Here is a 25,829-nt window from a genome sequence, read left to right as displayed (position 1 = left end):
AGATAAATAGATAAATAGATAAATAGATAAATAGATAAGTATGAAAATAAGTATAGGCAAATAGGTAAAGTGAGGTGTGTGAGTATTATGGGTAATGAAACATTAGAATTAATTATGGACCCAAGCAATGATAAGTTTAAAGAAGAATGTGGAGTATTTGGAGTATATGTAAACAAACCTATGGATGTAGCTTCTATGAGTTACTATGGATTATATGCTCTTCAACATAGAGGTCAAGAAAGTGCGGGAATTGCAGTAGCTAATGAAGAAGGAATAAAAATGCACAAGGGAATGGGGCTTATAACAGAAGCCTTCTCCCAAGATGATTTAAAAGAGTTAAAGGGTCATGGAGCAATTGGTCATGTAAGATATTCAACTTCAGGGGATACAAATATTATAAATGCACAACCATTATTAACTCAAACAAAGCTTGGACAAATAGCTATGGCTCATAATGGAACTTTAGTAAACGCTGGTGTTATTCGTGAACTATTAGAAGATGGAGGACACGTTTTTCACACTTCAATAGATTCAGAAGTTATAGCAAACCTTATTGCAAGAGGTGCAAAAAAAGGTATTGAAAATGCAGTTTTAGATGCTATTCAAGCTGTTAGAGGGTCCTTTGCAATAGTAATTTTAACAGAAGGAAAGCTAATAGGAGTTAGAGATCCTCACGGAATAAGACCTTTATGCATTGGAAAAATGGAAGAAGGATATGTTTTATCTTCAGAAAGCTGCGCATTAGATGCAATTGGAGCAGAGCTTGTACGTGATGTTGAGCCTGGTGAAATAGTAGTTATAGATGAAACTGGAATTAAATCTTATAGATACTCAGAAAATACTCAATGCAGAACCTGTGCTTTTGAATATATATACTTTGCAAGACCAGATTCAATAATTGATGGACTTGATGTTCATGCATCAAGAGTGGAAGCTGGAAAGCAACTATTTAAGCAACACCCAGTAGATGCAGATATAGTAGTTGCAGTTCCAGACTCTGGAATTCCAGCAGCTATGGGTTATGCAAAAGCATCAGGAATTCCTTATGATACAGGATTTATTAAAAATAGATATGTAGGAAGAACTTTTATTACACCTTCTCAAGAAGTGAGAGAAAGAGCTGTAGCTATAAAGTTAAATCCTTTAAAATCAAATATAGCTGGTAAAAAAGTAGTTTTAGTTGATGATTCAATAGTTAGAGGAACTACATCTAAACATTTAGTGGATTCACTAAGAAGAGCTGGAGCAAAAGAAGTTCATTTCTTAGTTGCATCACCAGTAGTTAAATATCCTTGCTATTTTGGAATAGATACTCCATATAGAAGTGAATTAATAGGTTCTGGTAAAAATAATGAAGAAATTAGAGAACAAATAGGCTGTGATAGCTTAGAATATTTATCTATGGAAAGCATGTATAAATGTTTTACACAAGAAAAAGGATATTGCGTTGGATGTTTCAACGGAATTTACCCACTTGCAACACCAATAGAAACTGCAAAAGATCATCTTGAAAGGTAGGTAGTAATAATATGATAACTTACAAAGAAGCTGGAGTTAATATAGAAGAAGGATATAAATCTGTAAAACTTATAAAAGAATATGCAAGCCGTACAATGACAGAATATGTTTTAAATGGTCTTGGAGGTTTTGCAGGTATGGTTGAACTTCCAGAAGGATATAAAAAACCAGTTTTAGTTTCAGGAACAGATGGAGTTGGAACTAAACTTGAAATAGCTTTTAAAACTAAAAAATATGATACTGTAGGAATTGATTGTGTTGCTATGTGTGTAAATGATATTTTATGTCATGGAGCAAAGCCGTTATTTTTCCTTGATTATATAGCTTGTGGAAAGCTTGAAGCTGAAGTTGCAGCAGATTTAGTTAAAGGTGTAGCAGATGGTTGTGTTCAATCAGCTTGCGCATTAGTTGGTGGAGAAACAGCAGAAATGCCTGGCTTTTATAAAGAAGGCGAATATGACATGGCAGGTTTCGCTGTTGGTATAGTTGATAAAGATAAAATAATTAATGGAAAAAACATTAAAGCTGGAGATAGACTAATAGGTATAGCATCTTCAGGACTTCATTCAAATGGATATTCATTAGTAAGAAAAGTTTTTGAAGATATTAATGAAGATTTAAATGGAGAAGAAGCTTGGAAAACATTAATTACTCCAACTAAAATATATGTTAAACCAGTTTTAGCCTTACTTGAAAAGTTTGAAATTAAAGGAATGGCACATATTACAGGTGGCGGATTTATAGAAAATGCACCAAGAATGTTTAATGGCTTAGATTTTACAGCAGTAATTAATAAAGATAGTTATCCACTTCCAAAAGTATTCGAAAGAATAATAGAAAAAGGTGTAGATAAAGATCATATGTACAACACATTTAACATGGGAATAGGATTTATGCTTTGTGTTAATGAAAAAGATGTTGAAGCTGTAATAAGATCTTTAGTTGAAAGTGGAGAAAAGGCTTATGAAATAGGTCATATAATAGCTGGTGGTGATGGCATTTGTTTAAAATAGCAGTGTTAGCATCAGGTGGAGGGTCAAACCTCCAATCCATTTTTGATTCAATAGATAATGGAAACCTTAATTGCAAAGTAGAAATGGTTATTGGAAGCAAAGAAGGTATATTTGCATTAGATAGAGCTAAAGCAAAAAAAGTAGAAACTCATGTTGTTTCAAGAAAAGAATATGGAAATAAAACTTCAGATAAAATATTAGAACTAACTAAAGGACGTGTTGATTTAATAGTACTAGCAGGGTACCTTTCAATATTAGAAGGAGATATTTTAAAAAAGTTTAAAAATAAAATAATTAATATTCATCCATCATTAATACCTGCTTTTTGTGGAGATAAAATGTATGGAATGAATGTTCATAATGCAGTAATTAAATCCGGAGTTAAATTTACAGGATGTAGCGTACATTTTGTAAATGAAGAAGTAGATGGAGGGGCAATTATCCTTCAAGAAGTTGTACCAGTTAACTTTGAAGATAATGCAGAAGATGTGCAAAAAAGAGTTTTAGCTGAGGAACATAAACTGCTTCCAAAAGCAATTGAATTATTAATAACTGATAAAATACAAGTTGTAGATAAAAGAGTAAATATAATAAAGTAGTTAGATGTTTAACTAGTTCGATATAAATATAGTAAAGTTGTGAGGAGTTTTAATATGATTAAAAGAGCTTTAATAAGTGTTTTTGATAAAGAAGGGGTTTTAGATTTTTCTAAGTTTCTATCAGATAATGGAGTAGAAGTTATATCAACTGGAGGAACTTACAAGCACCTAAAGGAAAATGGTGTAAAAGTTATAGAAGTTAACGAAGTAACTAATTTTCCGGAAATGTTAGATGGAAGAGTAAAAACATTACATCCAATATTACATGCAGGAATCCTGGCAATAAGAAATAATGCAGAGCATATGAAAACTATAAAAGAAAGAAATATAGAAACTATTGATATGGTAATAGTTAATCTTTATCCTTTCTTTGAAAAAGTAAAAGAAGATTTAGACTTTGATGAAAAAGTTGAATTTATAGATATCGGTGGACCAACAATGCTAAGAGCAGCAGCTAAAAACTTCCAAGATGTTGTAGTTATTTCTGATAAAGAAGATTACATCACAGTTATGGAAGAAATGAAAGCTACAGGAGATGTTAGCTACTCACTTAGAAAAAAACTAGCAGGAAAAGTATTTAACTTAATGAGTGCTTATGATGCTGCAATTTCAAACTTTCTACTTGGAGATGAAGAATACCCAGAATATCTTTCAGTATCATATAAGAAAATGCAAGATTTAAGATATGGAGAAAACCCACATCAAAAAGCAGCTTACTATGGAGCTACAGAATTTAATGGAGCTATGAATTCTTTTGAAATATTAAATGGTAAAGAATTATCATACAACAATATTAAAGATGTAGATATTGCATGGAAAACAGTTTGTGAATTTGAAGAAACAGCTTGCTGTGGACTTAAGCACAACACACCATGTGGAGCAGCTATTGGAAAAACACCATTTGAAGTTTATAAAAAAACATATGATGTAGATCCAACTTCAATATTTGGAGGAATAGTAGCAATAAACAGAACTATTGATAAAGAAACAGCAGAAGAAATGGTGAAAACATTCCTAGAAGTAGTTATTGCACCAGATTACAGCTCTGAAGCTTTAGAAGTATTTAAAACTAAAAAGAACTTAAGAGTATTAAAATGCGGTGTAAAAGCTAAGGATAAAAAATATATTGTATCAGTAGATGGTGGAATGTTAATACAAGAAGAAGATAAAATTTTAGCAGAAGACTTCAAAGTAGTAACAAAGAAAGCACCTACAGAAAAAGAAATGGAAGACTTAATATTTGGAATGAAAGTAGTTAAATACGTTAAATCAAATGCTATAGTAACAGTAAAAGATGGAGTAGCAGTAGGAATTGGCGGAGGTCAAGTAAATAGAATTTGGCCAACTATGGATGCCTTAAGAAGAGGGGTAGGAGCTACAGTATTAGCGTCAGATGCATTCTTCCCATTTAGGGATATAGTAGACGAATGTGCTAAAGCTGGGATTAAAGCTATTATACAACCAGGTGGATCTATGAGAGATCAAGAATCAATAGATGCTTGTGATGAACATGGAATTGCTATGGTTATGACAGGAATTAGACATTTTAAACACTAATGCATAGGGGAGGGTAACAGAGAAACTATTACTCCAGGTATTAGGTAATTTCGTAGAGTATTTCTACTGTCGTTCTCACCACAATTGCTAAAGTTCAGTAACTCGCATGCGCTCAAACAACTGAACTTCTTAACGCAATTGTGATTCGAACAACAGTGAAATACTACTACTCATTACCATATACCATCCGTAAAAGTTTCTCTGTTACCTCTTAACACTATGGATTAGAGCTATGGCGTTATGGATCAGTATTAACTTGAAGTTTTGGCGGAATTAGGTGAATGATTAGTAATGAATGTGGAATAGTGATATGAGATTCCATATCTATTACTAATTATAATAAAGGTGATAAGGGAGAGTTTTAATATGAATTTGTTATTAATTGGGGCTGGTGGAAGAGAGCATTCTTTAGCTTGGAAATTGGCTAAAAGTGAGAGAGTTGAGAAGATTTTTGTAGCACCTGGTAATGGTGGAACTGCATTTGCGGATAAATGTGAAAATGTAGATATTACGGATATAAATGAATTATTGGCTTTTGCTAAGGAAAACAATATTGATTTAACTATTGTTGGCCCTGAAGATCCTTTAACTAAGGGAATAGTTGATTTGTTTAAAGCAGATGGACTTAAGATATTTGGACCTGATAAAGCAGGAGCAGAGCTTGAGGGTAGTAAAAGTTATTCTAAAGACTTTATGAAGAAGTATGGTGTTAAAACTGCGGAGTATGAAGTTTTTTATGATGCAGATAAAGCTTTAGGTTATTTAGAAAACTGTGCTTATCCAATAGTTATTAAAGCAGATGGGCTTGCAGCTGGAAAAGGTGTTGCTATTTGTGAAACTAGAGAAGAAGCAAATGATTCAATAAAATCCTTTATGATAGATGATATATTTAAAGGGGCAGGAGCTAAAGTTGTTATTGAAGAATTTTTAGACGGTGTTGAAGCATCAATATTATCAATAACAGATGGAAAAACAATTGTACCATTTTTATCAGCAAAAGATCATAAACAAATATTTGATGGTGGAAAAGGACCAAATACAGGTGGAATGGGAGTGCTTGCACCAAATCCATATGTAACAGATGAGGTTCAAAAAGAATTCGAAGAAAACATAATGGCAAAAACATTAGCAGGAATTCAAGCAGAAGGATATGACTTTAAGGGAATAATATTCTTTGGGTTAATGATAACTAAGAAAGGTACTTATTTATTAGAATATAATGTGAGAATGGGAGATCCGGAGACTCAATCAGTGCTTTATTTGATGGAAAGTGATTTGCTTGAAGTTATTGAAGCGGCAATGGATGAGGAGTTGGCTGATGTTGAAATTAAATGGAGTAAGGGGACTTGTGTGAATGTGGTGTTGGCTTCGGGGGGATATCCGGGAGAGTTTATTAAGGGGTTTGAGATAAAGATTAAGGATGAAGTTAGGGATAAGGTGTTTTTAGCGGGGGCTAGGGTTGAAGATGGTTTGCTTAGGACTAGTGGGGGCAGAGTTCTTTCTGTGTTAGGAGTAGGAGCTAATGTTGATGAAGCTAGACTTGATGCCTATAAGAATATTGATGGCGTTGAGTTTGAGGGAATGTATTTTAGAAGTGATATAGGATTGATATAGTTTGTGAATATTAGTTAAAGCCTAAACAATATTAGATAAGTATTGTTTAGGCTTTTATTTGTTTGTGTAAAATTATTTAGAGAAAATAAAAAAGGAATCGAACGCATCCAATTCCTTTAGGCGTAATCCAAGAGATTCACTCGGATTTTTGGAGGTAAAATACTAATATATAATTTAATCACTAAAATTATACAAATATTTCACTTGAAATATACAATATGAAAAATATAAACATGATATAATGTATAATGAAATACAATATTGGAATATTTTAAAAGTATATGTAAGTAGTTCTATAATACGGAGTTTATAAGTCAATATTTATTAGTGAAAGATTGGATAGAAGAATTTAGAGAATTATAAGAAGTATATTAGGTGGGAAAATATTAATAGATAACAATAAATAGCATTTAGGAAAAAAGGAGTAAATTATATTATGGCAATAAATAAGTACCTGGAAGATGAATTTAAGGATGAAATTATTAAAGTTATAGATTCTAATAATTTAAATATTTTGATTGGAGCTGGTTTTTCAGCAAATATATTAAATACTTTAGGAAACTTAGAATTAATAATGGAGATTATAAAAAAAGAACCTCACGATAAAAAATATCTAGCACTAGAGGCATTGTTATATTGGAAATTTTTTGAGGATACAATTTATCCGATGGCGGATAAAATAAATAATGAAAATTTATCAGAACATAGCAAGTTTCTAGAAATATTGAAAAATATTTTAAGCGAAAGAGAGAATACAATACTGCAAAAACAAGTTAATATATTTACTACAAATTATGATGTAATATTAGAATATGCACTGGAAAGTAAATTTATAGAATATAATGATGGATTTCAAGGATCAATTAATCCATATTATTCAACAGCAAATTATAATAAAATTTACTATAAGCAAGCGTTATTTACAAATAGAAGATCCGAGATAGCAATATTTAATGTTTATAAGATACATGGTTCTATCAATTGGAAGGAAAATGATATATATGATGATAAGTTTATTTATGGATCATATATTACAGAGTTAAATAATTTCTACAATGAGAATAATAAGATTATTTATAATGAAGAAATGATAGTTAATGAGAGTATAGAAAAACTATATGAGAAAATAACAACATGTAAATGGGAAAATATTAAAAAAGAATTTATTGATAATATTTTAGAAGAACTGGAGGTAGATGATAATCAATTAAAGAATATATATATACCATTTAAAGAAGTGTATAAGAAAAGCTTTAAAATAGTTAGTCCTACTAAAGAAAAATTTAGTGATACATTAGTAGATAAAAATTATTATGAATTGTTAAGAATTTATTGTAACGAATTGGAACGTGAAAATGCGATGTTGTTAGTTTTTGGATTCTCATTTTATGATGAGCATATTGAAGATATAACGAAAAGAGCTTTAAATAACCCATCTTTAATTTTAATAATAATTTGTTATAGCAAAAGTGATAAAGAAAGGTTTAGTAAAAAATTTGAGATTAATAGTAATGTATGGATTGTTGGATTAAAGGAATGGGAATGTAAAATAGATGCTTTTGAGAAAATAGAAATAGTCACAGAGGTAGCAGTTGAGATTGATGAGAGTGAATCTAAAGTAAATAATAGTGATGCAAAAATAGGATTAGAAGTAATAAATAAATTTTTAATGAGTGTAAGTAGAGAGGTTTTATAGTGAGTAAAAATATTTTGAAAATTGGGGAAATAATTGAGGTAAGAGGACAAAAAATTAGAGCAAGAGTATATACCGATAAAAACACATCAAATTTAAATTATAATGGACTCATAATAAAAAATATATGTGTAGGAGGATTTGTTAAAGTAAAAAAAGGTTTTAATGATATTATTGGAAAAATAGAAGGAGAATATATACAAGAGAAAAAATATAATACTAAGTATATAGAGAATAAAGAAATTATAGAAAGAATAATAGAAATTACTATAATAGGTACTATTGATAAATTAGGAAACTTTAAAAGAGGATTAGCTGAATTACCATTAGTATCTAATTGTATTTATATACTAAAGGAAGAGGAAGTACAAAAGGTATTTGCATTTGCTAAAGAAAAATCAGAAAAAATTGCCATAGGGAATATAATAGCTTATGAAAAATATAAATTAGAATTAGGAGTTCAGCAGTTATTTGGTAGTCATATTGGAATATTTGGGAATACAGGAAGCGGAAAATCGAATACTTTAGCTAAAATATTTACAGAGATATTTTTAAAGTATGGTAAAAATGAAAAATTTATAAAAAATAGTAGATTTATATTAATAGATTTTAATGGCGAATATTCTCAAACAATATCTAATGATAATAAAAAAGTATATAATCTTTCTACAAGAGATCCGGATGATAAATACCCATTGAGTAAAGAATATATACTTGACTTGGAGTTTTGGGCTATAATTTCAGAAGCTACAGAAAAAACTCAACAACCATTTTTAAAAAAATCAATAAATATGTATAAAAATATTATTAAAGATGAATCTACTATAGTAACTAATATTGTAAAAGAAGTTAACTGGGTGATAAGGGGAATATTTAATTATAAAGAAAAGTATCCTATAATGAAAAAATATTATGAAGAGATATTGGAGTTAACTTTTAGCAATATAGGAATAGAAAGTAATAATTTATTCAAAAAACTTGCCTATAACAGCACGACATTTACATTATATTTTACACATTATAATTGTTATTTAAATAGCGAGGAACAATTTTCAGGAAATACTATTGTTAAAGAATTGTTGGATAAGATAAACTCAGGAAATTGTAAGTTTAAAGAAGAAATAAATTATTGGAAGCTATTTGAGTTAATAATAAAATTAAATTACATAAAAAGCCTTTCTAATGGATACATACTTGAGGAACACATAGCACCCTTAATTAAGAGGCTAGATGTCAGAATAAATGATATAGAAAAAGTATTTGAGCTATCATGTGCAGATGAAGATATTGAAAACTTGAAAATAATATCACTGTTAGATGTAAATACTTATATGAAAAAAATTATACCAATGATTATTTGTAAAAAAGAATATGATTCACATAAATTAATTGGAAAAAACAAAGTATTGCATATAATTGTTGATGAAGCACATAATATATTATCTAAAAATTCGGAGAGAGAAAGTGTTACATGGAAAGATTATAGATTAGAAGTATTTGAAGAAATTATAAAAGAAGGTAGGAAGTTTGGCGTTTTTCTAACAATTTCAAGTCAGAGACCATCAGATATATCAGATACATTAATATCTCAGCTTCATAACTATTTTCTTCATAGATTAGTTAATAATGAAGATATAAGAGCTATAGGAAAAACAGTATCATTTTTAGATAATGCTTCATTTGAAATGATACCAATTTTACCACAAGGAGCTTGTATTTTTACTGGAATTGCGAGTAATTTTCCTGTTTTAGTACAAATAGATATATTAGATAAAGAGATACAACCTTGTAGTCAAACTATTGATTTGGAAAGTGTATGGACATAACTTTGTATAGAGTAGTAATTTTTTTATAAGACAAGCTAATGTTGAAAGATTAAGTTAGTATATACATTATTTTTAAATTTAAAACAAAAGAATTGGTATAAGCGAAAATGAGTTATCCAAAGATTTATCTTGATTTACTTAAATCAAATGCCAGTTATAATTTTATAGATAATAGATTATAGATTATAGTTAGTAGTTTCATTTTAGACAAGCAGAAAGATAAATGAATATTTTAAGTCAGAGGAGAGGGTTATATTAATAAAAAAACAGATTTAAATTTAAATTGGAAGGTAAAATTCTTGATGACAAATTAGTGTAGTTAATATTATTTAAAAAATGAGGGGTAGATAAAATGATAAATGAAAAATATATAAAATCTATAGATGATATTGCAGAGTTAATTACTAATCAAAAGTATGATGAAAGAGTTCAACGTAATAGATCATCTTTATTATATAGAGGTATTCCTAATGTGGAATATAAATTACAAACAAGTCTGCAAAGAAATTGTAAGTGTAAAGAAATAGAATTAGAAAAAAGTATCTTGAGAAATTTTAGTAAATATGCAGAGATTGAAGATCCGCAACTTAAAAAGTCTATATGGAGACAAATGATAATAGGGCAACATCATGGTTTACCGACTAGATTACTTGATTGGACATACTCACCTTTAATAGGATTACATTTTGCCACAAGTGGAGAAGATTTGGATAATATGAAGAAGCATGACAGTGTATTATGGGAAATAGATATAGAAGAAATTAACAAATTACTTCCGAAAGAATATCAAGATAACCTGAATGAAAATGGAGCATATTTGTTTACTATAGACATGCTTGCAAAATTGGAAACAGATATAAAAAAATATGATAATAAAATGAAAGCTGATTCAATGGTTTTGATAGAACCTCCTTCAATAGATCAAAGAATCATAAATCAGTATTCATATTTTTCTATTATACCTATTGATATGAAAGATATAGAAGAATTTTTAGACATTAAGACAAAAAATACAGTAAAGTATATTATAGATAAAGATTTACGTTGGAGAATAAGAGATATGTTAGATCAAATGAATATAAATGAACGAATAGTTTATCCAGGATTAGATGGGCTATCTTCGTGGTTAAAGCGACATTATTATGTGAAATAATATTTAGTAAATAAAATTATAGAATTCTCAGTTGAAGCAAGTCAACTATAATATAGGTAAAGATTTATTACAGCTTTTACATGTTAGATAAATTTATTAGCAAACCCTGTCTCGGACAAGCTTCACAGGGTTAAGACCCGCGGGGGCAATGTCAACAAGTTAAACTTAAAATAATTGACAATTTCTAAATTTAAGCTATAAAATTGTAAGCGTCAAAGATTCTACGTATAGAATTGCTAAATATCAAATGATATAATAAACCCAGTAGTAAGCAATTGTTGCTCCTACTGGGTCTTAAAACTTAATATTTGATTAAGCAGTAATTTTTTATTTGCGAGTTTGTAACCTTATCCAATTTGGAAGTTCATTCGACCAAGGCATTGCATTTATTAAAGTATCTCTATTTTTAATTTCTGTATTTGATAAAACATCAATCAAATACACTAAATATTTTTCAACTATTAATCCGTTAGATTTTGCAGTTTCTATTATACTATAAATTGAAGCACTTGCTTTTGCTCCTCTTGAAGAACTGGAGAATAACCAGTTTTTTCGACCGATAACAAATGGCTTTATGGCTCTTTCTGCACCGTTATTATCTATTTCTAATGACCCATTCTCTAGGAATGTTTTCATATTGGGTAAAAGTTTTTTACTATATTCCAATGCTTGTCCTAAAGGATTTCTAGGTAGTGCATCTTTAATTTCTCTTTCTACATAGTCTATAAATTCTTCAAGTATTGGGGCTGATTCCTTAATCCTTATTTCATATCGCTTTTCATAATAATCTTCTTTATCACTATATTTTTCGCGGAGATCTTTTTCTATTTTATAAAGTTTTTCACAATAATTAAACCCTATTATTGCACGTGATTTTTTTAGGGCTTCTTTATCTAAATGAACTATTATTTCATGATATTTTCTTCTAATGTGAGCTAAACAGTAGAATCTTTTAATATTTTCTACGCTGTTATAACCAGTATACCCATCAGTTTGTAAATATCCTGAAAAACCTTTTAGAAAATTTTTAGGACAGGAACCCGCTCTAGTCTTTTGGTAGTCATATAAAATAATTGGTGATTTAGAACCAGCTGATTTATATAACCACATATATTTTTTAGACTTTGACTCCTTGCACTTAGCATCTATAACCTTCAAACTGGTCTCATCCGCTTGTACATAGTGTGTTTTTAGCAATTCTTCTTGCATTAGGTCATATACAACTCCAAATTCACTTGCGGCAGCAATGGTCCAATTAGATAAATTTTGTCTAGAAAGGTTAGCCCCCAGCATTTTAAAATAACTTTCTTGCCTATATAAAGGCAATGCATGGTGATATTTTAAATTTAGTATATGCGCTAATAACTCATTTGATGCCATTCCTTTATAAAGTAAAGTTCTAGGAGCTTTAGTCGTAACTATATTAGCTATTCCATCTGCTGCTTCGCAAGGTTTGCAAGCGTAGCTATATGTAATATGTTCTTATATATAAAGTTTTGCTGGTATGTATTTTAATATTTCCTTTGACTTGCTTCCTATAGCTACCAGATGACTATCGCATTTATTGCATACTGCGTCCGTTTCTTCAAGCTTATGTTCTATAATTTTTCTTTCTAAATGAGCTAAGTTATCTTTTTTACCTATATTTTTAGTTGACTTACTTCTTTTATAAGTTATTTCTTCTATTGTAGGTTCGATAGCCTGTGGATCACTATTATTTTCAGCTTCATCAAAAATAGATATTTGGCTAGAATCTACCTGTTCGCTAGATTGTCCAAATATCTTTTTGTTTTTATTAAGAATCTGACCTTTTAAATATGCCAATTCAGTTTTCAAATTATTAATTTCCTTATCCTTTGATTCAATTTCTTTTCCCATTTTCGAAATCAATAATTTTGTATTTTCATCAAGCTGGTTTTCCATATTTAAGCTATCCATTTTCTCACCTCACCATTGTTTTCTATAGGTGTATTATACCGCAAAACCCTTTGTTTTCAAAGGGTTGAGGAACTTTTAATAGCTAAAATTCTTAATTTTTTTGCAAGTTTTTTAATAGTAATTCTTTTCTTTTATTGGCTTATATTTAGATGTTGTTCTCATCTCATAACCTTTTAGCAACCAACTTAATTCATCCTTAGTTACCTTTAATGCTTCGTCTTTAGTCATAGGCCATTTAAATCTATTACTTTCTAATCTATGATAATATAACCAAAACCCTTCATCAAAATGAAGGATTTTCAGTTTATTCATTTGCTTATTGCAAAATACGAATAATGCCTTTTCAAATGGATCTAATTTTAATTCTGTCTCTACAATCATTGCCAAACCGTCTATACTTTTCCTTAAGTCTGTTAAGCCGCAGGCTAAGTATACAGTATTTACTTTATTTATATTTAACATGATACAGCTAACTCCTTAATTATATCTGAAATCATAGCTATTTCATTAGCCGGTATATAAATATTAATTTTACCTATCTCTATCCTAATATCTTTAGTAATGCTAACCTCAGAATTGTTTGATTTAGTAGTCACGGTAGATTCCTCTTTGTTTAACGCTATCGCATGAAATGCTAGATTAGCTTTATCAACTAACTTCTTTCTACGATGATATAACTGATGTTGTTTAATATTATTTTCTTTGCAAAACTCGTTGATATTACCATTGTAATAAGAAAATTTATTCATGATTTCTTCCCAGTTTATTTTACTATTTTCTTTTGGCATTAAAATAGCCCTCCTTGTTACTTGTTATCTATAATTTTAACAAGTTCAAGAAAGGCTATCTAGGCGTTAATTTTTTGACGCTTACGATTATTTGATTACATAATATTTTTGTTGTACACTATAAATATTGGGAATAATTAAATTATAAAGTTAAAAGTGCAGGGGTATTAAATGTAATTAAAGTAGAGCCATATCAGATTTTTATTGGTTATGATGACTTATCACTAAAAATATATAATTTGGATGATGAGAAATGGTATGAGATTGGCCTAGGGGAAGTTTGGGAGGTTGAGGTGCTCGAAGAAAGGTTTAGTAAGAAGAATTTTCCGATATTAAAAGAGTTAGAATAAAGCTAGGTCAGTTAGAATTAGAAATTATTATGATGGGGGAGAATAAGATGATGACTGAAAATATGGATGATTTATCACTTGAGATAATATGTGGTGCGATTATAAAAATGTTAAGGGAAGAAGAAGACCCAGACGGGAATGAAGGATACATAAGATTTATTGAAGATCTAAGGTTTATTGCGGAAGTCCATAATGATACTATTAAAGATGAAAAGGATAAAGTGGATGAGGCGATTTCTAGGATCCAAGATTTTATTGATGCGCGGGACTCTCATAATCGTGATATGAAAGACTTATTTGGTTTAATTGGTGAGAAAAAAGAAACTTATAACTTTGATCAGACGAATAAAAGTTATTATTTTTTTGTTGGGGATTTAAAAATGAAAGCATTTATATTTTTGCTTAGGGCATATCGTTTTATCCAGAAGTATTTATCTGGTAACGAGCCAGAGGATGCTTCTAAGCCAGTCAGTGAGCTAAAGCAAATGATCAATATGGATTTATATCAGCAGATTTTTGCAGATGATAGCTCACGGTATAAATCCTATGTATATGAAGAAGACAATGGGAAATATAGCTTTCGAAAACATGATGGGGAAGCGGAAGAACCAGGTGCTTATCTAGATGTTTGTTCTGAGGAAATAAAAGAGCTTATAGAAAAGCTGCAGAATATAAAAGAAAAGGGTTCGGATAATATTAAAGCGTATGAGGTAGAGATTGTTGAGATTGAGGATTTTTTTGGCAAGTCTGCAATGCAATATAAAGGTGATAAAATAAAAGGCTTTTCAGATAAGATTCCTGGGATTCTAGAGGGTATTATGGACTATAAAGTAAAGGAAGGGTTAGAAGAAAGTAAAGATAGAAATAAAAAAGGGTATGCCAAGTACTTTTTATTTGATAACGGAATGCATGAGGTTTCCTGGTACGGAGTAGAATCTGAATTTAGTTGGTTATGGGAGCAACATGAGAATGTAACCTTGTTTCGAAATGTTAGTGAGAAATCTGAAGGAAGTCAGCAGGAAAGTAAGAATAGGGTTTCTTTTATGCAGACGATGTTTTCTGAAATCATCAGTCATTTAAATGGTGCTTCGGTAAATAACTGTTCTTATTCGAAAAATCCAATTCGGGATATTTATAAGTATGTTCAAATAGCTGATGGAAATATGAGCACTTATGTTATTAGTATAGATAATACTAAGCTAAAATGTATTGAAGATGGGAATAGCATGGAACAACCTAAGTGTAGATTTGGTATTGTATGTAATGCCACGACAAACTCGATTAAAACAAATAATAAGGAGGAATCTTTCTATAATTTTGTTATTGGGGAGGAAGCACTCGGAGATGGGAACCCAAAATATTCAATAGAACCCTTTCTTATTAATTCGGCGACTTCAACGAAAAAAGGGCGAAGAGCAGAGCAGTTTTGTGAATATTTGAATTCGTGGAAGGAGCTTGAGAAGAAAGTTATCTATAGCAAAGTTTCGGAAAATGATGATGAAATTATAACATCTTATAATTATTTTGAAGAGGTTAATGTATCGAATCAAGATGATGAAATTAAGCAGGAAGATGGAAAAGAATATATATTTGACTTTGCAAAAAAAGAATTTGTCTATTTGATGTATTACATATTTCTAGATGAGAAAAACCTCTTAGAGCAAAGTGTTATAAAGAGCATGAAAGAGGCATTTAAGATTAAGGAGAAAGTCGAGGCTTACCGCGGTAATATGGTGGCAAGTTCAAGTGATAATGACCCAGATAAATACGAAGGTCTCGTGTTAGAATGCGAAGGAATAACAATTAAAATAAGGGAAGATGCACGTGGGAAGATTTTTGAAGATGAGATTGATACGAAGAAGAATGCAGATGAAATTTCGGGGCAGATAGCAAAGCTAATTTTAGATAGTATCATCGGTGATCCTGATTGTAAAAACTCTCAGAAAATTAACCATGTTGTATCATTTATTAAAACATATACCAAGGCACGTGAAGCCAGTGATTTAGTTGGCCCGGGTGAAATGTATAAAATGAAGAACCCAAATAAAGAATTTAATATATGGAAAACAATTTTGCTAAAGGGGAATAGATCATGAGTAATTTATTAAGTATGACTGATTTTATCACTAAATTAAATGAAAAAGATGTAATAATCCCAATGATTCAGAGGAATTATAAATGGGAAAGTGGCGAGGAAGAACGCGTAAGAAAAGAAACAGCGGCGCGAGGCCGAGGGTTAGGGGAAGCAGAAGCGCGTGAAGAAGGTGCCCAGGAGAAAGGAAAGAGAAATACAGCTCATAACCTTGCTTGGGACATTAAAAATAAGGCAGAAGCAGAGGAAAAGAAAGATCTCATTTTAGGTATGGTTGTTATTTATACGAAAGATGGCAAGGAATACCAGCTACTAGATGGCCAGCAAAGAATGATTACGTTAACGCTTATTATGAAGTATTTATCAGGGGGGAAGGAGATAAATCCAAATGATTGGTTTGAGTTTTCATTTGAGAGAGATGGTGACTTAGAGCTAAGGGATAACTATTTGTTTATAGAGTCAGCTAAAGATTACAGTGGGACAAGTCCATTTGTAGACGTTGGAAGAATGGCAAAAAACTATGCGGCAATAGAGGGTGTACTTAGAGAATGTGATAAAGAAAAGGTGAAAAATTATCTGCTAAATAATGTGAAAATAATTTTACATGAGACAAAGACAAAGCCTTTAGATGAGTTTTTAAACATTAATGCGAATAAAACTTCTTTTTCTGTAGCAGACTACATGAAAATATTCCTAATGCGTGATATTGATGGTCAAAGGGAAGATGGAATAATCATTAAAGATGAATTATTAGAGTTATGGAATAGAGTATCTGAATTATTATATTCTTATGAGCAGGTCAAAGATGAGATGAATATTGAAGAAAATGCAATGTTTTCTTTGATAAAAGATGGGTACGATGAAGTTTTTAAAGAACTGGACCGGAGTAGGCTAGACTTACTATTTGCAGATAGATATACAGAAAAACCAATCAAACCAGATGCAAGCTACATTGAGTCGAAATATGCGACAGATACACAGGAATCGCCTTTAGTAAGGGAGATTGAATATTTAAGGTATTATAGAGATGTTTTAAGCAGTATAAAAGAAGAGTTAGCAGTTATGGATGATAACGGACAGATGCACCCAAACGCAAACGTGTTTAATTCCTTTGAGACATTAAAAGAAATTAAAAAAGGCGTTCGTTTTTTTGAAATATTTTCATATGAAAATGTTAAAAACAGAGATAATGTTACAAATGTATTGCGTGATGAGTTTAATTTAACAGCAGAATCCTACCGTCAAATACGTGATAATAATGATACAGAAGATCAGTCCAATCATATAATAAATCAGTTTTTTGAATCACTTATGAAGGTTGATATTAAAAAAGAAAAAAAGCCTGTTATTTTTGTGAAAAAAGATGATAAGGGCTTTAATGCTGGACAAGACTTATTTGATATTTATTTTAAAGACTATGTTGAGATCATTAATAAAGGGAAGCAAACCCCGGAATTTAGTATAGACGGTGTCATTTCCTTGAAGGACTTATTTGAAAGTGACTATATTAAAGAGATAAAGATACCGAGAATACAAAGAGATTATATACAAGGTAGTAAAGCAGAGGATTTTCTGAGAGTCATTGCAGAGCGGAATATCACTGAGTTTCCACTGGAAAAAATACAGGAAGATAAAGATGTGATCAATGGATCCTTTTTGACTTATTTACAGGCAAGATTAGGAGTAGAAAGTCATGTGGCAGTTGAGGACTTGGTTCAAAAAGCTATTCGTTTAGTTCAAAAAGTAGATGTTGAGATCAGTCCTCATACCGAGAGTATTAAAGCTGCTTTTAATAATTTAAGTAGGGTTAGTCATGGTAAACTGATCAATAATATTTTTGATGCTGAAACAAGAAATAAATATGGCAGAGATTATAGAAGTGGTCAGAGGCAGGCTGATTATGAAGGGATTAATTTTATTCTTGAAGAGGCACAAAAAAGAGTTGAACGGGTAAAATTAAATCCATTGTTTTTTTCACAAAAGGAATTGAAGGAAATAGAGGGGAGCGAGTCTAGTGAGCAAGGGTTTGTTTCAAGCAGTGTCGTAGGATATATTGATGATCGCGGCGTATTATGGGTTTATGATGGTCAGCAGAGATTTACGACATTTGTCTGTACTATGTTATTTTTATTTAATGTAGAACTAAGAAAAGTTCATGTTGATCCTATGAGAAAGATTGAAATAGAAAGGATGAAAGAGAACCTTGGTAAATTTTCTTTTCTTGCAAGGGACAATGCAAATGATTGCTTAAGATTATTATTGTCTTATGATGGAAGTTCGGAAATTGAGGAGTTATTAAGGCGTATTAAGAAGAAAAGGTGCGACCAAACCACGCAAGCTATCATTAATCTATTAGAAAAAGTCAATGAAATATGTGTTAAGAGACAATACCCTGTATTGTTATCACCAAGTTATATGTATAATTTTATAAAGTTTGAGTTTGTGTCTATTGAAGAAACTGGGGATGCAGAGCAGCTTTTTATGGATTTGAACTCTGGTATGAAGTTAAATGAGAGTGAAATATATAAGGCGGAATTAAGTGCCAAGCTTCATAAAATGAGAGATAATACGGGTGAATTTGGAGAAAGTTTAAGGAATAAATTTGATCTAATGAGGCATAATATCGATAATAGTTGGCTGGATAGATTTCATGGTGAGACGGATCCAGAAAAAATTGAAATGTGCTATCTTAAAAGGGTATTTGAATTTGCCTATATGGAACGACATATGGATTGGAAGGGACAAAAATTTTCTGGTTTAGCTTGGTTGGAAAAGGCATGTCAGAATGAAGATTTTGTAGATACAGTTATAAGCGTCATGAAACATGAAGTGATAATTGGCTTAGCGGATGAGTGGAGAAACTACCAAGAGCTAATTCCTGTAGCTGAGAATTGGATAAACTACGAAAAAGTAAGAAGAGTTAATGAGTGTGAAAAGAAACAAGTGATGAAAATCGAACAAGATGGAGTTAAATACCATCTTTACTTTACAGAAGATGGTTTGGATAATCCTTTAAATACAGGTAAAATCACAGATCCTATCCTTAAATTACAAGTAGCTTATTCTTATTACCGAGACGGACATGTTACAATCAGCCCAAAGGAAGATAGTGAAGATAAAGCAATGTATTCTTGTGCATATGTTGCTAAGGAAACAGAGACTACAGAGAATTTTTCTATGGCGATGGTACAGAGGCTTTGTATAAAAGATTTTTATGATCGTGCTATTTTTAAGAGTGAATATAGAGAGTGCGGTAAGAACGTAAGCCAAGGGAAAACTGTGCATATAAAGCAAGGTGATTCGGAGCTAGTATACAAAGAAGTGTTGTCACAAGGATGGGATGTACTAGATAGTATTTGGTACAAAGATGAGGAACGCTCTTTTCAGGTTGAGTTAAGTAGGGAGGATTTCAAGGCGTATATGAGCACGGAATTTATAGGGAAAGTTATTGATATACTGATAGAGTCCTTTATAATAACAAGAATGAAAGATGTTTATTTTTTTGGGCGATATGATGATCAATCTGTTGACGAGACGATTATCTATATTAAAACTGAACAAGGTGCTTTAAAACAAGTGTATTTAGAGGACGGTGGGGAAATTAATATTAATAATGTGCAAATTAAGATTGACGCCCTATTATTAAATGAGATTCAGGAAAAGTTAAAAATTAAAAATGCTAAGATAAGTCAATTAGATAGTGCCGACGCAGTGTTAGTAAAAAGATTGCTTGGGTGTGTAGACAATGAAGTTGGAAAACTACTGAGGATGAAATATTGTATATATATGGACAGCAATCAGACGATTTCGCAGGGCTTTATAAACTATTATAGAGATAAGATATCAGACGGTAGTTTCACAAAACTCTATGGAGATTCTAGATTAATGTATAAGGTTAGGAATGAGCAATTAGTATGGCAAATAGATGGGGAGGAGTATTGCTTTGGGTGAGTTAAATACAGAAACTAAAATTGAGGAATTAATAAGGGAAGGGCTATCAGTAGCGCCAATCGATAAAATCGAGAAGATATTAAAGGGTGAGTCCAATCAGGTATTCGTTAAAGGGCAGATCAATAAAGAAAGTCTTTTGGGAGAAACAAGTGCTATTTCTTCGGATATGCTTAAGGCGGCTATTCATTTAGGCATAAAAAAGGGTTTTGTTTATTTCCAAGATAATGCTTATGAGCTAATAAGTTTGGAGGAGAGGGAATTAGCTGTTGGAGATAGTTTTTATCTTTATTTGAAAAAAGGATTTAACCAAGAAATACCGAGTGAATTAGGTTTAGAAGAAAAGGAAAGCGATGAACTTATAGGGGAGCTAGAAGTTAACGGATTGATTAATCAGGTATCTAAAATAAGTACTACACAGATTAACTGGAATGACTATAATACAAAGATCTCAGCAGACTATCTATTAGAAAGGTTTGAAATATTAGCCCCTGTATTATGCGAGAAATATTTAAAAATGTTGTCTTATGTATTTATTACCTGGGTAACAAGTGAAGAGGATAGGCGTGAAGATGCAAAGAAAATCCACAGATTAGTGAGGTGTTATTTGGAGCAAAAGACCGATCATCAGGTGTCAAACAATTGTTTCCAAAAATATATTAAGTTTGCTTCCAAGAAAGAAGAGAAGTACGCAGAAGAACTATTATTGTTAAGAAGTTGTTTTTCTAAGGATTATTTTGAAAATAACCAGGAGCACTACGAAGAAAAACGATATTATTTTGATATGAATGAAATCGAACCAAAACAAAACAAGAGTATTGAAGTAGGAGGAAAAAATGGCATCTAGACCAGCATGGACAATACGAGATAATAAAATTGTTATAGATCATTTTGACTTTAAATGGAATGGTGGCTTTTCAGTAGTTCAAAAGCAAAAAAACATAGTCGCTTTACATGAATCAATTAAAGAGAAACACAATTCGGAAGTATTAGAGGTCTCGTCAAAGAGTGAGAACGAGTTAGGAGAAAACATTGGTGCATTTAATTTAAAATCAGGGGATTACTATTTGGAGAATATCTTCCAAGCAGCTAAAAAATACGAAAATGGTGGTCCGTTTATAGATTTGCTAAATGTGTTGCCACGTGATGCAAAGCGTGATGAAAGACATGGGACATCAGGTGATTTATTTAGTTTTATTTATAAAGAGGAGGAGTGGTTATTAGAACCTAAAACGGCGTTTTATGATTTCATTTATATAAGAACCTTAGTTGAAGCTCATGGCAAGGAAATTGACTTAGCACCATTTCAGTGGTTTACGGATATTGAGTTTAATCCGAAAAAATCAATTAATTGTCAGGCTAGGTCAGTTGTGATATATAAGTTGTTGAAGCAGTTAGATAAGTTTTACTTGTTGGAAAGTAAGGATAAGTGGATTGAGTTTCACAAACAATATGTAGTAGGTTGAACTTTGCAGGAAATGCCTTAGGTGTTTCCTGTTTTGATTAAGGGTAGAAAGTGAGTCCAGCAAAGCGTATCCTCACTAGGTAGCAATTTCGTGTCAGACAAGCTGACAACTCAAAAACACCCCCGGGGGAGGTAGTGATTGCCAGGGGCAAGCACTTGCTATGAGGCTTTAAGTAAAGGCTATGCAGAAATAATTAATCTGCTTTTGGAATATGAACCTGATCATTTTGGTCGCTGTGATGGTTCTACAAATGCGGATGGTTCATTCTATAGTAGGATGTTAGGTAAGAGAAATAAATTAAGTAATTATTTTAAAGAAGCTATAAAGGATTTGGAAGATATTATTTTCTATGCAGAGAATGCTGTGGATATTCTTACAGTAATTAAAGACAGCAATAATGTGGATGATGCACGAGAAGCCCTTATGCAAAAATATGAACTGCCAGCTCATAAGGTGAATAAGATTATGAGACTTAGACTAGCTATGTTTACGAAAAATGATGTAAACAAGCTTAAAGACAGAAGAGATGAGTATATAGAACATGTCACTAAAAATAAGCAGGCACAGGAAGAAGATAATTAGAGGACAACGAATATTATGTTATTAAAAGAGCGTAATTAGGAGTGTACAAGAATGTCTTTTATATATGCAATGAGCGATATTCATGGTTTTTACAGAGAAATATATAAGTGATTTAATCAGTCAGGCAATTTGCGACCAATGATGGATGGAAAAGATAAATTAATATTGTATAGATGGAGATGTTAATATTTCTAATTGTATTCCTGTGTTGAAAATAGAAAAAAAGTGATTTTAATATCGATTAGGAGCTGAATAAATTGAAGATTATTGAATGGAACATTAACCAAAGGTCTAATCATGGGGGAGTTGATAATATTCCGCCTTGGGTAGCACAACAAATAAATGAATTAAAAGCTGATATAGTCATAATAACAGAATTTTATAAAGTAAGTGATTGGGAAGAGTTTGTGATCGATTTGGCTTCATACAATATATTTGTTACAAAAAATAGTAATAATGAGGTGCTAATTGCAATCAAAAAGGAGTATACAATTGTTGAAGACAGCGAATATTCGTGGGGTTCAAATTACGACAACAATATGCCCGATTACCTCGACGTAAGTATAAAATATAAGCAAAAAATCATAACCATAGTTGGAGCAAGGATTCTAGTAGATAAATATAAATATAACCCTCGGGAAGTAACAAAAGAAATGAAGCATCGAAATGAGCAGAACAAGAAAATATTGGATAGGATAAAGAATCTCCAGGAAAAAGGCAATCTAATTATAGGCGCGGGAGATTTTAATACTGCACGTAGAGAAAATTCAAATGAAGATTGGTCTATGGGCGTATTAGAAGCAGAATTAGTTCCGTTGGATATTAAATTATATACTCCTGACGGATGCAGCCATCAATTGGATAAGGGTGTATTTGCAGGATGCCCAGACCACTTATTTGCTTCAAACTCTATGGAAGTCACAATGGTTCCTTACTATTGGAATTTTGTTGAGCGAGATAAAAATATTTATTATGAAAGAGAATATACTAAAAATATACCAAATTCGTATCCAGATCATGGCATAGTAATTGCTGAGATTAAAGAGTTTAATTAACTGTCAGTTTAAACTTGAAACATACCTGTCAACGGAAATATATAAACATGGTATTAGTAGTGAAAAATTAATCTCAATTTATAAAGAATTTCCGACAGTGGAAAGCTTGGTATATGCTGTAACAATGAGTTTTTATATAGAGGAGATAAAAAATGTCTAACATCGTATTTAATCATCCCCTTCACGCAGGACTACTCTTGAATAAGAACGGTGAAAAAAGATTTTTAAGCATTGAATTATAAACTGAATCGAATATTTTTAGGAAGTTAGATGATTGCATTTCAAAAGGCGGCTTTGATTATTTTTACTACAATGACATCCTTATTATACCGGATGTTGGTACAATCACCCTTAATAGCAATATCTCCAATAACAGAATGCCAAATTGAAGGAATGGTTAATGTAAGCTTAGATAATGACAATTATACTCCTGTAGGTTTAACTGAAATACTACAAAAGTTATTAGCAAATTCTGAAAACAGAGTTTCCAGAATAAGGACCTCAGAGGAACAGTTTTTTACCAGGTACAAGTATTATTTAAAATAGTGAAGTAAGTGAACTGAATAGAGCTAAAAACTTTATTGCAGTTTTTTGTTTAGGAATATGTGCAAAAAATCGAGTGGGTAAGTATTATCTCACCTATATTATAAATACGTAGATTACACTTGGAATATGTGCAGTTTTTAAGGGGATACCAAAACGATATACCCTAGTATATCTATGTATCTAGCAAAGGATACTAAGGTTGTGAAACTAACTGAGGGCATACAAAGTAAGGGCGCAAAATATCTAGCAAGCTATTGCTAAGACAAACTCTTTATTGGTAGCAAATTCTGAAAACAGAGTTTCCAGAATAAGGACCTCTGAGGTCCAATTTTTACCAAGTACAAGTAGTGTTGAGAATAAAAAAATTGATTAAGTGAACTGTTAGCAATTTCGTGTCAGACAAGCTGACGACTCAAAAATACCCCCGGGGGAGGTAGTGATTGCCAGGGGCAAGTACTTGCTAAATTTCTGATTTTATGTAATATCTACAGTGTAGTAAAAAATAAAAGCAATATAGAATTAACCATATTGCTTTACTCGACTCCACTACTTCACCTTTCTATACGGAAATAAAGTTGTATTTCATAAACTTATTACCATACTATAAAAATAACAGCCATTCATTAATCTATTCAGTAAATTAACAGATTGTCCTATTATGTGTAATGTTTTATTTTTTCATTTCGTATTTATCTTTTATAATATCAGGATAATGCTTAGATTTTATTTCATATTCGATATATTCAGGTTTCTCACTAAAAAATAATTTTGATGGTAAAAACATACTGTTTTTATGTTTTAGATACTTTATTTTAAACATTAATACATCATAAGATTCATCTTGATAATAGTTATAACAAAAGATTTTTTCTAGACTCTTTGTATACTTTGCCTTCTCATTTGCATATATTTCATCTGTAGATTTTTGCCCAAACGGAAAATTAATTGGCATCATCCATAGATTAGCTTATTCTAAAAACAGAGTTTCCAGAATAAGCACCTCTCTCGTATAAGTTTAATAATCTTTGATTTGCTAGAGTATTCTTAGCAATTTCGTGTCAGACAAGCTGACGACTCAAAAATACCCCCGGGGGAAACAGGATTTGACAGGTACAAGTAGTGAATAAAATAAGAGGATTTGAATTATGAAACTGTAATAGAGCTAAAACTTTATTACAGTTTTTTGTTTATAAAAATAAGATTAAGGAAATAATTAAGAGAAAGTTATTTATATAGTGAGGTGAAACAATGACTACACCTAAGAGGGTAGCGATTTAGTGTCAGATAAGCTGATGACTCAAAAGTTCCCTAGGGGGAGGTAGTGATTGTATTTGAATTCGAATTAAAACTTTTAAAACAAAACTATAGCATTATTTAGAAACCTCAGTCGGCAAGCCTCTTTTGGAAGCACTCCCGGGGGAAACAGGATTTTACAGGTACAAGTAGTGAATAAAATAAGAGGATTTGAATTATGAAACTGTAATAGAGCTAAAACTTTATTACAGTTTTTTGTTTATAAAAATAAGATTAAGGAAATAAAATAAGATTAAGGAAATAAAATAAGATTAAGGAAATAATTAAGAGAAAGTTATTTATATAGTGAGGTGAAACAATGACTAAACCTAATAGGGTAGGAATTTAGAGTCAGACAAGCTGACGACTCAAAAGTTCCCATGGGGGAATCAAGATTTTCCAGGGACAAGTAGTGTTTAAAATAAGATAATTTGAGCTATGAATCTGTAATAGATATAAAACTTTATTACAGTTTCTTTTTTGTTAATAGCAAACCCTGTTTCAGACAAGCTTCACAGGGATATGACCCGCGGGGGAGGGGACTATTTCCAGGTACATGCACTAGTGAAAAATCAATAAATTTAACTGCAATAGAGATAAAAACTTTATTGTAGTTTTTTGTTTAAGCTAAAGTTGTTATTGAAGAATTTTTAGAAGGTGAGGAAGCATCCATATTATCAATAACAGATAGAAAAACAATTGTACCATTTTTATCAGTAGCAAGATGTTCATTTCATTCACATCAAACACCTCAGAGATTCCTGTCTAGGAGTTAAAATAGGATTTGAATAAAAAAAT

General features: G+C 31.1%; 20 protein-coding genes. 15 read left to right on the top strand and 5 right to left on the bottom strand.

All coding sequences use genetic code 11. The annotated features are described in order from the left end of the window. Positions 1-87: 87 nt before the first annotated feature. From purF to J1C67_RS00070, 8 genes are all read left to right on the top strand, one after another. Entirely contained in the window at positions 88-1,518 is a 1,431-nt protein-coding gene (gene purF / locus J1C67_RS00105; protein WP_167866333.1) for an amidophosphoribosyltransferase, read from the top strand. An 11-nt stretch (positions 1,519-1,529) separates the two neighbouring features. Then, positions 1,530-2,531 carry a phosphoribosylformylglycinamidine cyclo-ligase gene (purM, locus tag J1C67_RS00100; protein WP_167866334.1) on the top strand — a complete coding sequence of 334 codons (1,002 nt, stop codon included), beginning with the start codon at positions 1,530-1,532 and terminating at the stop codon, positions 2,529-2,531. Beyond that, positions 2,519-3,130 (top strand): phosphoribosylglycinamide formyltransferase, encoded by a 612-nt coding sequence (gene purN, locus J1C67_RS00095; RefSeq protein WP_167866335.1) that lies wholly within the window; start codon positions 2,519-2,521, stop codon positions 3,128-3,130. Before purM ends, purN begins: the two co-directional genes overlap by 13 nt. A gap of 54 nt (positions 3,131-3,184) precedes the next feature. Continuing rightward, positions 3,185-4,687 (top strand): bifunctional phosphoribosylaminoimidazolecarboxamide formyltransferase/IMP cyclohydrolase, encoded by a 1,503-nt coding sequence (gene purH / locus J1C67_RS00090; RefSeq protein ID WP_167866336.1) that lies wholly within the window; start codon positions 3,185-3,187, stop codon positions 4,685-4,687. A gap of 366 nt (positions 4,688-5,053) precedes the next feature. Further along, positions 5,054-6,301: a phosphoribosylamine--glycine ligase gene (gene purD / locus J1C67_RS00085; protein ID WP_167866337.1), complete on the top strand. Its 1,248-nt coding sequence runs from the start codon at positions 5,054-5,056 to the stop codon at positions 6,299-6,301. 436 nt (positions 6,302-6,737) lie between these two features. Then, positions 6,738-7,997, top strand: a complete 1,260-nt coding sequence (locus tag J1C67_RS00080) for an SIR2 family protein (protein ID WP_167866338.1) — start codon at positions 6,738-6,740, stop codon at positions 7,995-7,997. After that, a complete protein-coding gene (locus tag J1C67_RS00075) occupies positions 7,997-9,820 on the top strand; it encodes an ATP-binding protein (protein ID WP_167866339.1) in 1,824 nt (607 codons plus the stop codon). The genes J1C67_RS00080 and J1C67_RS00075 overlap by 1 nt, the downstream gene beginning before the upstream one ends. A gap of 352 nt (positions 9,821-10,172) precedes the next feature. Further along, entirely contained in the window at positions 10,173-10,973 is an 801-nt protein-coding gene (locus J1C67_RS00070; RefSeq protein ID WP_167866340.1) for an FRG domain-containing protein, read from the top strand. 327 nt (positions 10,974-11,300) lie between these two features. On the opposite strand, the gene tnpC is transcribed toward J1C67_RS00070, so the two are convergent. The 4 genes from tnpC to tnpA all read right to left on the bottom strand — a co-directional run bounded on the left by tnpC (position 11,301) and on the right by tnpA (position 13,699). Beyond that, a complete protein-coding gene (tnpC, locus tag J1C67_RS00065; RefSeq protein WP_167866364.1) occupies positions 11,301-12,449 on the bottom strand; it encodes an IS66 family transposase in 1,149 nt (382 codons plus the stop codon). A gap of 6 nt (positions 12,450-12,455) precedes the next feature. Beyond that, a complete protein-coding gene (locus J1C67_RS00060) occupies positions 12,456-12,911 on the bottom strand; it encodes an IS66 family transposase (protein WP_167866341.1) in 456 nt (151 codons plus the stop codon). A gap of 111 nt (positions 12,912-13,022) precedes the next feature. Continuing rightward, the gene (tnpB, locus tag J1C67_RS00055) at positions 13,023-13,373 is read right to left on the bottom strand and encodes an IS66 family insertion sequence element accessory protein TnpB (protein ID WP_167866342.1); all 351 of its coding nucleotides are present in this window, start codon (positions 13,371-13,373) and stop codon (positions 13,023-13,025) included. Continuing rightward, positions 13,367-13,699 carry an IS66 family insertion sequence element accessory protein TnpA gene (tnpA, locus tag J1C67_RS00050; RefSeq protein WP_207713885.1) on the bottom strand — a complete coding sequence of 111 codons (333 nt, stop codon included), beginning with the start codon at positions 13,697-13,699 and terminating at the stop codon, positions 13,367-13,369. The genes tnpB and tnpA overlap by 7 nt, the downstream gene beginning before the upstream one ends. A 397-nt stretch (positions 13,700-14,096) precedes the next feature. Between tnpA and J1C67_RS00045 the strand changes: the two genes are divergently transcribed. The 7 genes from J1C67_RS00045 (at position 14,097) to J1C67_RS00015 (ending at position 23,738) form a co-directional block, all read left to right on the top strand. Further along, complete coding sequence (locus J1C67_RS00045) at positions 14,097-16,145, top strand: hypothetical protein (protein ID WP_167866343.1); 2,049 nt, start codon at positions 14,097-14,099, stop codon at positions 16,143-16,145. Then, positions 16,142-20,092: a DUF262 domain-containing protein gene (locus tag J1C67_RS00040; RefSeq protein ID WP_167866344.1), complete on the top strand. Its 3,951-nt coding sequence runs from the start codon at positions 16,142-16,144 to the stop codon at positions 20,090-20,092. Before J1C67_RS00045 ends, J1C67_RS00040 begins: the two co-directional genes overlap by 4 nt. Beyond that, on the top strand, positions 20,085-20,936 hold the full coding sequence (locus tag J1C67_RS00035) for a hypothetical protein (protein ID WP_167866345.1): 852 nt from the start codon (positions 20,085-20,087) through the stop codon (positions 20,934-20,936). The genes J1C67_RS00040 and J1C67_RS00035 overlap by 8 nt, the downstream gene beginning before the upstream one ends. Next, positions 20,926-21,555 carry a DarT1-associated NADAR antitoxin family protein gene (locus J1C67_RS00030; protein WP_167866346.1) on the top strand — a complete coding sequence of 210 codons (630 nt, stop codon included), beginning with the start codon at positions 20,926-20,928 and terminating at the stop codon, positions 21,553-21,555. Before J1C67_RS00035 ends, J1C67_RS00030 begins: the two co-directional genes overlap by 11 nt. A gap of 138 nt (positions 21,556-21,693) precedes the next feature. Continuing rightward, on the top strand, positions 21,694-22,137 hold the full coding sequence (locus J1C67_RS00025; RefSeq protein WP_167866347.1) for a DNA gyrase subunit A: 444 nt from the start codon (positions 21,694-21,696) through the stop codon (positions 22,135-22,137). Positions 22,138-22,394: 257 nt separating this feature from the next. Next, positions 22,395-23,192: an endonuclease/exonuclease/phosphatase family protein gene (locus tag J1C67_RS00020; RefSeq protein WP_167866348.1), complete on the top strand. Its 798-nt coding sequence runs from the start codon at positions 22,395-22,397 to the stop codon at positions 23,190-23,192. A gap of 333 nt (positions 23,193-23,525) precedes the next feature. After that, positions 23,526-23,738 carry a hypothetical protein gene (locus tag J1C67_RS00015; protein WP_167866349.1) on the top strand — a complete coding sequence of 71 codons (213 nt, stop codon included), beginning with the start codon at positions 23,526-23,528 and terminating at the stop codon, positions 23,736-23,738. A gap of 670 nt (positions 23,739-24,408) precedes the next feature. Here J1C67_RS00015 and J1C67_RS00010 read toward each other — a convergent pair. Beyond that, positions 24,409-24,693, bottom strand: a complete 285-nt coding sequence (locus tag J1C67_RS00010) for a hypothetical protein (RefSeq protein WP_167866350.1) — start codon at positions 24,691-24,693, stop codon at positions 24,409-24,411. Between the last annotated feature and the right edge of the window lie 1,136 nt (positions 24,694-25,829).

It is taken from the genome of Clostridium gasigenes, assembly GCF_017348895.1.
Lineage (GTDB): Bacteria > Bacillota > Clostridia > Clostridiales > Clostridiaceae > Clostridium > Clostridium gasigenes.
This window is presented reverse-complemented; position numbering and strand designations above follow the sequence as displayed.

Excerpts from the sequence above, each read along its gene's own strand:
- purF (WP_167866333.1), top strand. The coding sequence starts at position 88 with ATGGGTAATGAAACATTAGAATTAATTATGGACCCAAGCAATGATAAG.
- purM (WP_167866334.1), top strand. The coding sequence starts at position 1,530 with ATGATAACTTACAAAGAAGCTGGAGTTAATATAGAAGAAGGATATAAA.
- purH (WP_167866336.1), top strand. The coding sequence starts at position 3,185 with ATGATTAAAAGAGCTTTAATAAGTGTTTTTGATAAAGAAGGGGTTTTA.
- purD (WP_167866337.1), top strand. The coding sequence starts at position 5,054 with ATGAATTTGTTATTAATTGGGGCTGGTGGAAGAGAGCATTCTTTAGCT.
- J1C67_RS00080 (WP_167866338.1), top strand. The coding sequence starts at position 6,738 with ATGGCAATAAATAAGTACCTGGAAGATGAATTTAAGGATGAAATTATT.
- J1C67_RS00070 (WP_167866340.1), top strand. The coding sequence starts at position 10,173 with ATGATAAATGAAAAATATATAAAATCTATAGATGATATTGCAGAGTTA.
- J1C67_RS00060 (WP_167866341.1), bottom strand. The coding sequence starts at position 12,911 with ATGGATAGCTTAAATATGGAAAACCAGCTTGATGAAAATACAAAATTA.
- tnpB (WP_167866342.1), bottom strand. The coding sequence starts at position 13,373 with ATGTTAAATATAAATAAAGTAAATACTGTATACTTAGCCTGCGGCTTA.
- tnpA (WP_207713885.1), bottom strand. The coding sequence starts at position 13,699 with ATGCCAAAAGAAAATAGTAAAATAAACTGGGAAGAAATCATGAATAAA.
- J1C67_RS00045 (WP_167866343.1), top strand. The coding sequence starts at position 14,097 with ATGATGACTGAAAATATGGATGATTTATCACTTGAGATAATATGTGGT.
- J1C67_RS00040 (WP_167866344.1), top strand. The coding sequence starts at position 16,142 with ATGAGTAATTTATTAAGTATGACTGATTTTATCACTAAATTAAATGAA.
- J1C67_RS00030 (WP_167866346.1), top strand. The coding sequence starts at position 20,926 with ATGGCATCTAGACCAGCATGGACAATACGAGATAATAAAATTGTTATA.
- J1C67_RS00015 (WP_167866349.1), top strand. The coding sequence starts at position 23,526 with ATGTTGGTACAATCACCCTTAATAGCAATATCTCCAATAACAGAATGC.
- J1C67_RS00010 (WP_167866350.1), bottom strand. The coding sequence starts at position 24,693 with ATGATGCCAATTAATTTTCCGTTTGGGCAAAAATCTACAGATGAAATA.